Raw genomic sequence first — 12,637 nt, 5'->3', positions numbered from 1 at the left:
GCACAGCTTGTCAGGCAGGGCCAGTATCAGCCGTCCGCGGCTTTGGTGAACTGCTCCAACCGGCGGGCAAAGCGCGGCGCCTTGTGCCGCTGCACCACCGCGCGGCACAGCCGTTCGATAAGCGCGGGGCGCTCGTCATAATCGAGCCGGCTGAGCAGGCGGCGCAGGTAAGGCATGTGGTCGCGGCGGGCGCGCATGAGCGTGGCAAACTGGGGGGCTGTGAGGCTGTCGCGGGCGACGGCAGAGATCAGCTTGCTCAGCACTTTCATCTGCAGGAAGTCGGTCTGCAGAGTGCTGCCCATGTGGCGCGCGCGCAGCATCGTGACATTGGGGCGGGTGAAGAGGGCGGCGTGCATCGCGTCTTCCATCTGGTTGGGATCGAAGACGATGAAGGCCTCCTCCGCCGCATCGAGCATGTCGGGCGCATAGCCGTAACGGTCGGTGAAGCTGGTGCGGCGCATCTCGACAAAGCGCTTGTCCCATGCGGTGACCTGCGGATCGAGCGTGGCCTGGGGCTGGATCGCGAGCACCTTTGCGCCGGGTGCCGCCACCGAGAAGGCCGCCGCCGCATAGCCGCAGGGGCCTGCGCCGTAAAAGAGCACCGTATCGAAGGCGTCGAAGAAGCCGTCATCGACGAGCGCGTCGAAATGCGCAAAAACGGCGGCGTCGCGGAACCAGGTGTCGCCGTCGCTGATGATGCCCAGATGCGACCAGCCGAAGCGCCGCACCATGTCCCAGCCCAGCGGGTGGCCGTGGGGTGAGAGTGCCTGAATGCCCTGGTGGCTTTCGAAGGACACCAGAAGCGTGGCGCCACTCTCCACATACGTGGCGCTGTGGCGGCGCCCCAGCCGGGTCATGGATCCGTGGTTTTCGACCAGATCGGTCACTTCCGACATCCATTCCTGCCGGGGCAGACGCCCCAGCGATTGTTCGAATTCTACTGCTGCGTCCGGCATGGCGCGCGTCCTCCCCCACCTAGCGGTCATAATCCGCAGGACCTACCCTTGCAAACTAAGCGGCATTTGAGGCAATTTTTGGGAAACAAAGAGGGAAATTTTCCCTAATTGTTAACGTTTCCGCGATCCCGCAGGGCGTGGCTGGTGAGCTCTTGGGCCGCTTCTCGGGAAATGGGCCGTGACGGCGGAGCCATGAGCAGCCGGGCGTAAAGGGCGCGAAACGGCTCCTGCTGCATCAGGTTGTCGAACCGGGCCTTGCGCCAGGCCACGGCATCCGTGTGCAGCCGGGCGAGCGTCGGGTCGGCCATCAGCTCCGCCAAGATCGCGTCGCGCCGGGGTTTGAGCGCCTGGATCGAGGTGTCTTCATCGGTGTTGAAATTGCGCTCGACCCAGTAGTCGAGCGCGAGCGGCACATCCGCGTGCACGGCGCGGCCCCGGTCGGATTTCAGCACGAAGCTTTCCATGTCGCCCAAGGGGTAGTGGTTGAGTTGCACGAGGCCGTAGTTGGGCTGGCCGTAGTCGGAGAACACCCGCCGTGTCTTGAAGGGTCCGTCGAGGGGACGGCCCTCGCCATCCCGCCATTGGGCGCTGTCTAGCCGGTCGCGGTTGGGCGCTTTCGGACGATGCACGCCGAGCTTTCCGTAGGTGCCATCGTTGCGGTGGAGCGTCTTGAACATCACTGCGCGCCAGGGCCAGAAGATCACCTCGGGCGCGCAGCTTGTGAAGCGCTCGGTCACCGGGGTATCCGCATAGTGCGTCTGCCCGGCATTGCCGAAAAGCCGCCAGGTGAGCGTGATCGCCGTGGCCTCGGGCAGCGCGGTGATCAGCGCGGGCAGGGTGTTGTCGCCCGTCTTCACATTGACGAACTCGTCGATGTCGAGCGGCAGGAGCCAGTCGGCATCTGTCACAAGCGGGTGTTTGTCGGCCAGCTTCAGCGCGGTGAACTGGATGCCGCGGTTGCCGTAAGGCCCGTCATTGCGCAGATGCGCGAGCCAGCCTATCCCGGCCAGATGGTCGAGCATCGCGTCGGTGCCATCGTCGCACGCATTCGAGCAGACGACAAATTCGGTGATGCCCGCGGCGCGGTGGTGCGCCAGCCATTCCAGCAGGAAGGCGGCCTCGTTGCGCACGGTCAGAACGGCGGTGATGGTGGGGGCGGCCTCAGCCATGGGCGGGGCGGGCAGGCGGGGAACTCATGGGGGACCCGGTCCTCGTGCGGCGGCGTGTCGGTGACCATGGCAGGTGTGGCGCAGGCCGTCAACGTAGACCAAAAGGCCCCCCATCAGCGCTTGACCCGCCGGGGTTTGAATGCAGGTATCTTAGCCAAAGAGGAGGACACATGGCCGGAGTTGAGACGATTGATGCCGTGCAGGAGATGCTGGCGGCAGAGGGCTATGTTTGTGACCGGGCGCTGGGGACGGTGGTGTTTCTGGCACTGCGGCTGGGCCGGCCCTTGTTCCTCGAAGGCGAGGCGGGGGTCGGCAAGACGGAGATCGCCAAGGCGTTGGCAGCCGGACTTGGGCGGCGCCTGATCCGGTTGCAGTGCTATGAAGGTCTAGATGCGGCGACGGCGGTTTATGAGTGGAATTTCCCGGCGCAGATGGTGGCCATCCGCACAGCCGAGGCGGCGGGCGGGGCCGAGCGCGGGGCGCTGCAGGCGGAACTCTTCAGTGATGAGTATCTGATCGAGCGGCCTCTGCTGGAGGCGATGCGGCCGGATGAGAATGGTGCGCCGGTGCTGCTCATCGATGAGCTCGACCGGACGGATGAGCCGTTTGAGGCTTTTTTGTTGGAGGCCTTGAGCGATTTTCAGGTGACGATCCCGGAACTGGGCACGATTGCGGCACCCGAACCGCCCGTGGTGATCCTCACGTCAAACCGCACCCGCGAGGTGCATGACGCGTTGAAGCGGCGGTGTCTCTATCACTGGGTGGATTATCCGGATTTCGACCGCGAGATGGAGATCCTCGCGGCCCGTGCGCCAAAGGCGGCGGAGGCGTTGAGCCGCGAGGTGGTGGCCTTCGTGCAGCAACTGCGCACGGAGGATCTGTTCAAGAAGCCGGGCGTGGCCGAAACCATCGATTGGGCGAAGTGCCTGCTGGCGCTGGATGTAATCAACCTCAGCCCCGAAGTGATCGCCGATACGCTGGGCGCGATTCTGAAGTATCAGGACGACATCCAGAAGCTGCAAGGTTCCGAGGCCAAACGCATTCTCGACCAGGTCAAGGCGACGCTGGAGGTAGCGTGAGCGGGATGCGTGGGCATGCCTGAGTACCCTGCCCTCGAGCTGCCCGAGAACCCGAAATTGGCAGGTAACATCACCCATTTTGCGAGGGCACTGCGGCGGGCGGGGCTGCCCATTGGTCCGGGGCGGGTGATTGATGCGATCCGGGCGGTGGAGGCGGCGGGGTTCACCGAAAAGCGGGATTTCTACTGGACCCTGCACGCATGTTTTGTGAATCGGCCCGAGCACCGGACGGTGTTTGCGCAGATCTTCCGGCTCTACTGGCGCGATCCGCGGTATCTGGAGCATATGATGTCCTACATGATCCCGGCGGTGCGCGGGGTGCAGGAGGACCGGCGCGCGCAGTCCGCCGAGAAGCGGGCGGCGGAGGCGCTGCTCGACGGGGCGGAGGCGCCGGATTTTGGCGATGGGTCGGATGAGGACACGGGCGAGACGGAGATCGAGATCGACGCGAGCCTGACCATGTCGTCTGAAGAGCGTTTGCGGAGCCTCGATTTTGAACAGATGAGCACGACAGAGATGGCGGCGGCGAAGCGGATGCTCGCGAAGCTGAACCTGCCGGTGCCGCCGATCCTGTCGCGGCGGGCGCAAGCCGATCCGCTGGGGCGCCGGGTGGATGCGGCCCGCACGTTGCGCGGGGCGATGCGGCAAGGTGGAGAGCTTTATCGGATCGCCCGCCGTGCGCCGCGCCCGCGCTGGCCGAACCTCGTCGTGCTCTGCGATATCTCGGGCTCGATGAGCCAGTACAGCCGTGTCGTTCTGCACTTTCTCCACGCGGTAGCCAACGCCAAGGGGGCGGGATGGGCGAAGGTGCATGCCTTTACCTTTGGGACGCGGCTCACGAATATCACCCGGCATCTCCGGCAGCGCGATGTGGATGCAGCGCTGGCGGCGGCGGGGGCCGAGGCGCAGGACTGGGAAGGCGGCACGCGGATCGGCGATTGTCTGACCGCCTTCAACCGCGACTGGTCGCGGCGGGTGATGGGGCAGGGCGCGGTGGTGCTGTTGATCACGGATGGGTTGGATCGGGATGACCCGGAGGCTTTGGAGCGGCAGATGGAGCGGTTACATCTGTCGTCCCGGCGGTTGATCTGGTTGAACCCCTTGTTGCGCTGGGAGGGATTCGCGCCGAAAGCGCGGGGGATCGCGGCGATGTTGCCGCATGTGGACAGCTTTCGCGCTGGGCATTCGATTGCCTCGCTGGAGGATCTGGCGGCGTCGCTGTCGCGCCCCGATGATGTGGGTGAGAAGGCGCGGTTGATGCGGGCGCTGTCGAGCTAGGGTTGTGAAGCGGAGCGCGCTGGCGCGCGCATTCCTTTTATTGTTTGGTGCTTCGGGCTCACCGTCCCAGAAGGTCCGGAGCCGTCCGCGCATTTGGTCCTTGCCTGACGGGCGCGTCGTGCCGGTCAATTGGAATGGCGGTTTCCGCTGCGCGGAGCCTCCGCAATTCCACTTGACCGCCCCGCCTTGCCCCCGTCCGACCAGCCCCATGCGAGGGCGGCTCCGGACCAGAGTTCAGGCGACGGCTTTGGCGAAGCTCTGGCGGTAGAGGGCGGTGAGGTCTGTGAGTGGGGCGCTCTGGTCGCCGAAGGTGATGCTGTCGCCACCGAAACTGCCGACCTGGGTGAGAGGGACGCCCGCCTTGGTGGCGGCTGTCGTGAGCTCTGCGGCCTGCTCTGGCGTGGCGACGATCAGGTAGCGGGCCTGATCTTCGCCGAAGAGCTGGGCGGTGTCATCGGTGATGAGGGTGATGCCGAGATCTGCGGCCTCGGCCAGTTCGAAAGCGGCCAGTGCAAGGCCGCCATCTGAGAGGTCGGTGCAGGCGGCGATCTGCGCGCGGTGGGTGCGGATGAAGTCGCCGTGGGCCTTTTCCTGTGCGAGATCGACCGGTGGGGCGTCGCCGTCGTGGCGACCGAGATGCTCGGCGAGCAGGGCGGATTGGCCGAGGTGGCCCGTGGTTTCGCCGAGCAGCAGAGCGACGTGACCGGCGCGGATGTCAGAGCCGATGACATCGTCGGTGTGGGTGATCAGGCCGACGGCGCCGATCGTGGGCGTGGGTAGGATCGCAGCGCCGTCGGTTTCGTTGTAGAGCGAGACATTGCCCGAGACGATGGGCATGTCGAGCGCGGCGACGGCCTCGCCGATGCCTTTGATGGCGCCGACGAACTGGCCCATGATGCGCGGCTTTTCGGGGTTGCCGAAGTTCATGTTGTCGGTGGTGGCGAGCGGTGTGGCGCCCACAGCTGTGAGGTTGCGGTAGGCCTCGGCCACCGCCTGTTTGCCGCCCTCGACCGGGTTGGCCTGCACGTATCGTGGGGTCACGTCTGAGGTGAAGGCGAGCGCCTTCTCGGTGCCATGCACGCGGATGATGCCTGCGCCAAGGCCCGGGGTGCGGACCGTGTCGGCCATGACCATCGTGTCGTATTGCTCGTAGACCCAGTGCTTGGCGGCGTAGTTGGGGCTGGCGAGCAGGGATTTCAGGCCCGCGATGGGGTCGACCTGGGGCACGTCGGCGAGTGGCGTGGCGGGAGGAGTTTCCTCCCACGGACGGTCATATTCGGGGGCGGTGGAGGCGAGCTTGGAGAGGGGCAGGTCGGCCTTGACCGCACCGTTCAGCATGATGAGGAAGCGGTCTTCGGCGATGGTCTCCCCCACGATGGCGAAGTCGAGGTCCCATTTGTCGAAGACGGCCTTGGCTTCGGCTTCCAACTCGGGACGCAGCACCATGAGCATGCGTTCCTGGCTCTCAGACAGCATCATCTCATAGGCGGTCATGGCCTCTTCGCGGACCGGTACGTTTTCGAGATCAAGGCGGACGCCGAGGCCGCCCTTGTCGCCCATCTCGACAGCGGAGCAGGTGAGGCCCGCGGCGCCCATGTCCTGGATCGAAATGACAGCGCCCGTGGCCATCAGCTCCAGCGTTGCTTCCATCAGGCGCTTTTCGGTGAAGGGGTCACCGACCTGCACGGTGGGGCGCTTTTCCTCGATGCTGTCATCGAATTCGGCGGAGGCCATGGTGGCGCCGCCGACGCCGTCGCGGCCTGTCTTGGCGCCGAGATAGACCACCGGCATGCCGACCCCGGAGGCAGCGGAATAGAAGATCTTGTCGGCGTCGGCGAGACCTGCGGCGAAGGCGTTCACCAGGCAGTTGCCATTGTAGGCGGGGTCAAAGCGCACCTCGCCGCCCACGGTGGGCACGCCGAAGGCGTTGCCGTAGCCGCCAATACCCTCGACCACGCCGTTCACAAGCTGGCGCGTTTTGGGGTGCGTGGGTTCGCCAAAGCTCAGGCTGTTCATCGCCGCGATCGGGCGCGCGCCCATGGTGAAGACGTCGCGCAGGATGCCACCCACGCCGGTCGCGGCACCCTGGTAGGGCTCGATATAGCTGGGGTGGTTGTGGCTCTCCATCTTGAAGACCACGGCCTGGCCGTCGCCGATGTCGACCACGCCCGCGTTCTCACCCGGGCCGCAGATGACCTGGGGGCCCTCCGTCGGCAGGGTACGCAGCCATTTCTTGGAGGATTTGTAGGAGCAATGCTCGTTCCACATGGCCGAAAAGATGCCGAGCTCGGTGAAACTCGGCTCGCGGCCCACAATCTCGAGAATGCGCTGGTATTCATCGGGGCTGAGCCCGTGGCTTGCGATCAGATCCGGTGTGATGGCAGGTTCAGTCATCGCGCAAAACGCCCCCCGTGGCAGATATTGCCGGTGTCTTTAGAGGAAGGGCGGGGCGGGGAAAAGGGCAAAGGCCATGCAGGCCGGATGCGCCCGCGCGCTTACGAAAAAAAAGGCCGAGCACGAAGCTCGGCCAAGTCCAACAGGGAGGTATGAAGGCAGATGCAGAGCATCCGCTCCTTCAGGAGTTCAAATAAGAGGCAGTCTGCACACGATCAAGGCTGATTCAGAATTGTTTCAGCATGTCTGATATGCGGTTTTTGCATGGCTGACCGTTTGGTCAAATTTTCTGCTTTTCTCTCAGTTGTTTGCGGTAGGCGATGATCTCGTCCTGCACGAAGTCCTTGAAGGCAGCAACCCGCTGAGAGTGGCGCAGCTCTTCTGGGTAAGCGAGGAACACGGGCACATCGGCCGACTCGACATCCGGGATGACGCGCACGAGGTCGGGAAAGTCCTCCGTCACGTAGTCGGGCAGCACGCCGATGCCGAGGTTGTTCAGCACGCCCTGTAGTACGCCGAAGTAGTTGTTCACCGTGAGCGTTGAGCGGATGTCATAGGTCATCAGGTGCTGAACCAGGTTGCGGCCCGCGCCGACCTGATCGCTGTTGGTGTTCTGACAGATCAGGCGGTGGCTCTCGATCTCTTCGATCTCATTGGGTGTGCCGTATTCCGCGAGGTAATCCGGTGTCGCAAAGAGGCACATGCGGATCATCATCAGCTTCTTTCGGATGAGGTCGGCCTGGCTCGGCTCCTTCATGCGGATGGCCACATCGGCCTCGCGCATGGGCAGGTCGAGCACGCGCTCTTCAAGCATCAGGTCGACCTTGAGGTCGGGGTATTGCTCGTAAAGCTTGGGCAGGCGCGGGGCGAGCCAGAGTGTGCCGAAACCGGTGGTGGTGGTCACGCGCAGCTCGCCGAACACCTCCTCCTCGCTGTCGCGGATGCGGGCGGAGGCGGTGTCGAGCCGCTTTGACATGGCAGAGGTTGCGTCAAACAGCAGCTCGCCCTGTTCGGTCAGAATGAGCCCGCGTGCGTGGCGGTGGAAGAGTGTGGTGTTCAGCATCTCTTCCAGCCCGCGCACCTGTCGGCTCACGGCAGATTGTGACAAATTGAGTTTGTCACCGGCATGGGTGAGCGAGCCGGCATCGGCCACCGCGTGAAATATTCGAAGCTTATCCCAATCCATGAAACACCTTGTACCAACCTTCGCGCCTTCCCTAGCGACATATTGTTTCGAAATACAGGCAAGGCGGCACCGATAGCGCCGAAAAGGCAAAAATACCCTATGCAGGTCAGCTGTTGTGACCTATTATTGAGCCAAATCTGTGCAAATCTAGGAAGCTGGGGAGGCGACCAATGAGCACTCAGAAGATTTCGCTGAACGACCGGTACGATCTGGAGAAAAGCCCTGTGCTGCTGAACGGCACGCAGGCGCTGGTGCGGCTGATGCTGATGCAGAAGGCGCGGGACCGGGCGGCGGGGCTGAACACTGCGGGCTTGGTCACGGGGTATCGTGGCTCGCCGCTGGGTGCGGTGGACATGCAGATGCAGCGCGCGGAGAAACAGCTCCGGGAGCAGGACATCACCTTTCAGGCGGGGCTGAACGAAGATTTGGCGGCAACCGCGCTCTGGGGCAGCCAGCAGGCGGAGTTGCGCGGTGAAGGCAGGTTCGATGGCGTCTTTGGGCTCTGGTACGGCAAGGGGCCGGGCGTGGACCGGTCCGGCGATGTGATGCGGCACGCGAATATGGCAGGCTCGTCGGCCAATGGCGGCGTGCTGATGGCCATGGGCGATGACCACACGGGCGAAAGTTCGACCGTGCTGCACCAATCCGAATGGGCAATGGTCGATGCCTATATGCCGGTTGTGAGCCCGGCGGGGGTGCAGGAAATCCTAGACTACGGGCTCTATGGCTTTGCTTTGTCGCGGTTTTCCGGGCTTTGGGTCGGTTTGAAGACGATGAAGGACACGGTGGAGGCGACCTCGGTGGTTGATGCCGATCTGGAGGGCGCCGGATTTGTGGTGCCGGAGTTCGAGATGCCCGAAGGTGGGCTGAACATCCGCCTGATCGACACACCGCATGCGCAGGAAGCGCGGATGATCGACCACAAACGCTTCGCGGCTGAGGCGTTTTCCCATGCGAACAAGATGGACAAGCGCATCTGGGGCAAACCGGGCGCTAAGATCGGGTTCGTGGCGGCGGGTAAGAACTGGCTGGACCTCGAACATGCGCTGACCCTGCTGAACATCGATGCGGGCGAGGCGGAGCGGCTGGGGATCACCACCTATAAGGTGGGGCAGACCTTCCCGCTGGATATGAAGGGCTTTCACGACTGGGCCGAGGGGCTCGACCTGATCGTGGTGGTGGAAGAAAAGCGCAAGCTGATCGAGGTGCAGATCAAAGAGGCGATCTTTGACGATCGGCGCGGGCGGCGTGTTTACGGCTGGCACAAGGGCGGTGGCGCGGGCTCCATGCATGGCGAGGAGCTGTTCCCGACGCGCGGTGCGCTCGACCCGATCATGATTGCAGAGAAGCTGGGCGGCATCCTGATCGAAGAAGGGCGCGAGACGGATGGGGTGCGGGCGGGGCTTGCGCTGCTCGATGAGGCGCGGCTCAATGACAATGCCGAGGACATCGCGGCGCGGCTGCCGTACTTCTGTTCTGGCTGCCCGCACAACTCCTCGACCAAGCTGCCGGAGGGCGCGCGGGCCTATGCCGGGATCGGCTGTCATTACATGGTGCAGTGGATGGACCGCGAGACCACCGGCTTCACCCATATGGGCGGCGAGGGAGCCAACTGGATCGGCGAGGCGCCGTTTTCGACCCGTGATCACGTGTTCCAGAACCTGGGCGATGGGACATACAACCACTCGGGCGTTCAGGCGATCCGGGCGGCGCTAAACGCCGGGACGAACATCACCTACAAAATCCTTTACAATGATGCCGTCGCGATGACCGGCGGGCAGCAGAACGAGGGTGATCTCGATGCGCCGCGGATCGTGAAAGAATTGCAGGCGATGGGCGTGCCGCATATCGCCGTGGTCTATGACGAGAAGGAAGACGTTGATCTGAAGGCGTTTTCCGGTGCGGAGCTGCATGAGCGGGCGGATTTGCAAACTGTTCAAGAGAAGTTTGCAAAACTGTCTGGTGTCTCGGCGATTGTCTATATCCAGACCTGCGCGGCGGAGAAGCGGCGACGGCGCAAGCGCGGGCTGTTTCCCGATCCAGACAAGCGGGTGTTCATCAATACGGATGTCTGTGAAGGCTGCGGCGACTGCGGCGTGCAATCGAACTGTGTGTCGATTGTACCGAAAGAGACGGAGCTGGGACGCAAGCGCGCGATTGATCAATCTTCCTGCAACAAGGATTTCAGCTGTTTGAAGGGCTTCTGCCCGTCGTTTGTGACGTTGGAGGGTGCCACGGTGCGCAAAGAGGCCACGACCGAACTGTCGTTGCCGGACCTGCCGGACCCGGAATTACCGACGATCAAGGGCACTTGGAATGTGGTGATCACCGGGGTCGGCGGCACCGGGGTCGTGACCATCGGCGCGGTGATGGCGCAGGCGGCGCATATCGACGGCAAGGGCGCGGGCATGATGGAGATGGCGGGGCTGGCGCAAAAGGGCGGTGCGGTGCACATCCACTGCCGTTTGGCTGAAAACCCCAGCGATATCAGTGCGATCCGTGTGGCAACCGGTGAGGCGGATGCGCTGATCGGCGGCGATCTGGTGGTCTCAGCCGGGGCCAAAACGCTCGGGCTGACGCGCGCCGGACGCACCGGCGCCGTGGTGAACAGTCACGAGATCATCACGGGTGATTTCACCCGGGATACCGAATTTCAGCTGCCAAGCGAACGGCTGGCGCTGGCGCTGGAGGCGCGGCTGCAAGACAAGGTGGATCTGTTCGATGCCTCTGATCTCGCCAAGGCAACCCTGGGCGATTCCATCTTTTCCAACATGATGATCTTCGGCGCGGCTTGGCAGCGGGGATTGGTGCCTTTGTCGCATGAGGCGATTTCCGAGGCGATCACGCTGAACGGCGCGGCGGTGGAACGGAACCTGCGCGCCTTCGACATCGGGCGGTGGGCGGTGTTGCACCCGGAGGACGCCGCGAGGGTGACGCAGCCCAAGGTGATCCAGCTGCCGAAGACGATGGACGAGCAGATTGCCTTCCGCGTGGAGCATCTGACGGCCTATCAAAGCGGGCGGCTGGCCAAGAGGTACCGCAGATTCCTGGAGCAGATCACCGACAAGGAAGTACGCGAAGCCACTTTAAAAGGATATCATAAACTCTTGTCCTACAAGGATGAATATGAAGTGGCACGGCTGCTTCTGAGCAGCCGGGAAAAGGCTGCGGAGGAGTTCGATGGCGACTTCAAGATGAGCTTTCACCTCGCGCCGCCGATGCTGTCGAAGACGGGGCCGGACGGGCGACCGGTGAAGCGGACCTTTGGCGCCTGGCTCGAGCGGCCGCTGCGGATCCTCACCCGGCTGAAGGTGCTGCGCGGCACGCCGCTTGACCCTTTCGGCTATACGGCGGAGCGCCGGATGGAGCGGGCGCTGATCAAGCAGTACGAGCGCGATATGAAAGAGGCGCTGGGGCGGCTCGATGACCGGACGCGCCCCGCAGTTGTGGCGCTCGCGGCGCTGCCACTGGATATCCGGGGCTTCGGTCCGGTCAAGCAGCGGAACGAGGCGAAGGCGGCCAAACGGCGCGAGGAATTGCTGGCGATCATCCGGGCCGGTGGTACCGAAACCGCACAAGCCGCCGAGTAGCTTTACACAACTGACATAATCTCTGGGCATATTATGTCGCCAAAGCTAAAGTTGCGCCGAGCGGCAAGAGGACACCCCCGGGATGGGACGCGCCAGTATCACGCGGGATATCAGCTATTCCTATTCAGCCCAGTCGAAGGGCGGGCGCGCCCTGATCCGGGTGATGGAAAACAGCACCGGTCGTCTGCGGCTGATCAAGCGCGCGCGGGGCTACGAGGACGAGGTGGCAGCGGGTCGCGGGTTTTTCGACGTGATGGTCGAGCGCTATGGGCTCTCGCTGGATGTGGTCAATGGCACGCTGGGGCATGTCCCGAAAGAGGGGCCGCTGATCATGATCGCCAACCACCCCTACGGCATCCTGGATGGGCTGATGATGGGGCATATCCTCGGTCAGACGCGGGGCGATTTCCGCATCATGGCGAATTCGGTGTTCCGCAAGGCAGAGGATCTGAACCGCTTTATCCTGCCGATCAGCTTTGACGAGACCAAGGAGGCGCTGGCGCTGAACATCGCGACGCGCAAGACGGCGCTGCAGTACCTGAGCGACGGTGGCGCGGTTGGCATCTTCCCAGGAGGCACGGTGAGCACGGCGGCGCGGCCGTTTTCGCGCCCGATGGATCCCGGCTGGCGCAGCTTCACCGCGCGGATGATTGCGAAATCGCGGGCGAGCGTCCTGCCGCTCTACTTCGACGGCCACACCAGCCGCCTGTTCCAGATCGCGAGCCACATGCACTCCACACTGCGTATGGGGCTGCTGATCAAGGAGTTCAAGAAACGCGTCGATACGCCGGTGCGCATCGCCGTGGGCCAGCCGATCGGGCGCGACGTGCTCGACCCGCTGGCGAAAGACAGCAAAGCGATGATGGATTTCCTCCGAAAAGCAACGTATGAGCTGTCAACGGACCCCGAGAAGCGGTTTGATCTGGGGTATGAATTCGAGGAGCGGCACCGATCCTGAGCAGGTGCCCGAAAGAGGCACCTGGAC

The 12,637-nt window shown here is 63.7% G+C and carries 8 protein-coding genes; 4 read left to right on the top strand and 4 right to left on the bottom strand.

Features of this window, described 5'->3' with window-relative positions; all coding sequences use genetic code 11:
* Nucleotides 1-26: 26 nt before the first annotated feature.
* Both ACVC7O_RS13115 and ACVC7O_RS13110 read right to left on the bottom strand, forming a co-directional pair.
* The gene (locus ACVC7O_RS13115) at nt 27-956 is read right to left on the bottom strand and encodes a phosphoadenosine phosphosulfate reductase (RefSeq protein ID WP_458322570.1); all 930 of its coding nucleotides are present in this window, start codon (nt 954-956) and stop codon (nt 27-29) included.
* A 104-nt stretch (nt 957-1,060) separates the two neighbouring features.
* Nucleotides 1,061-2,125 carry a glycosyltransferase family 2 protein gene (locus ACVC7O_RS13110; RefSeq protein ID WP_458322569.1) on the bottom strand — a complete coding sequence of 355 codons (1,065 nt, stop codon included), beginning with the start codon at nt 2,123-2,125 and terminating at the stop codon, nt 1,061-1,063.
* A gap of 170 nt (nt 2,126-2,295) precedes the next feature.
* Between ACVC7O_RS13110 and ACVC7O_RS13105 the strand changes: the two genes are divergently transcribed.
* Together ACVC7O_RS13105 and ACVC7O_RS13100 are read left to right on the top strand one after the other, a co-directional pair.
* Nucleotides 2,296-3,204, top strand: coding sequence for an AAA family ATPase (locus ACVC7O_RS13105; RefSeq protein ID WP_458322568.1), 909 nt, complete (start codon nt 2,296-2,298; stop codon nt 3,202-3,204).
* Between the two features lie 15 nt (nt 3,205-3,219).
* A complete protein-coding gene (locus tag ACVC7O_RS13100) occupies nt 3,220-4,482 on the top strand; it encodes a vWA domain-containing protein (protein WP_458322567.1) in 1,263 nt (420 codons plus the stop codon).
* Nucleotides 4,483-4,716: 234 nt separating this feature from the next.
* On the opposite strand, the gene purL is transcribed toward ACVC7O_RS13100, so the two are convergent.
* Together purL and ACVC7O_RS13090 are read right to left on the bottom strand one after the other, a co-directional pair.
* Nucleotides 4,717-6,876, bottom strand: coding sequence for a phosphoribosylformylglycinamidine synthase subunit PurL (gene purL, locus ACVC7O_RS13095; protein WP_458322566.1), 2,160 nt, complete (start codon nt 6,874-6,876; stop codon nt 4,717-4,719).
* A gap of 280 nt (nt 6,877-7,156) precedes the next feature.
* Nucleotides 7,157-8,062, bottom strand: a complete 906-nt coding sequence (locus tag ACVC7O_RS13090) for a LysR family transcriptional regulator (RefSeq protein WP_458322565.1) — start codon at nt 8,060-8,062, stop codon at nt 7,157-7,159.
* 170 nt (nt 8,063-8,232) lie between these two features.
* Between ACVC7O_RS13090 and ACVC7O_RS13085 the strand changes: the two genes are divergently transcribed.
* Both ACVC7O_RS13085 and ACVC7O_RS13080 read left to right on the top strand, forming a co-directional pair.
* On the top strand, nt 8,233-11,652 hold the full coding sequence (locus ACVC7O_RS13085) for an indolepyruvate ferredoxin oxidoreductase family protein (protein ID WP_458322564.1): 3,420 nt from the start codon (nt 8,233-8,235) through the stop codon (nt 11,650-11,652).
* Between the two features lie 82 nt (nt 11,653-11,734).
* A complete protein-coding gene (locus ACVC7O_RS13080; protein WP_458322563.1) occupies nt 11,735-12,610 on the top strand; it encodes a lysophospholipid acyltransferase family protein in 876 nt (291 codons plus the stop codon).
* The last annotated feature ends 27 nt before the right edge of the window (nt 12,611-12,637 follow it).

The organism is Roseobacter cerffii (assembly GCF_054226325.1).
This window is presented reverse-complemented; position numbering and strand designations above follow the sequence as displayed.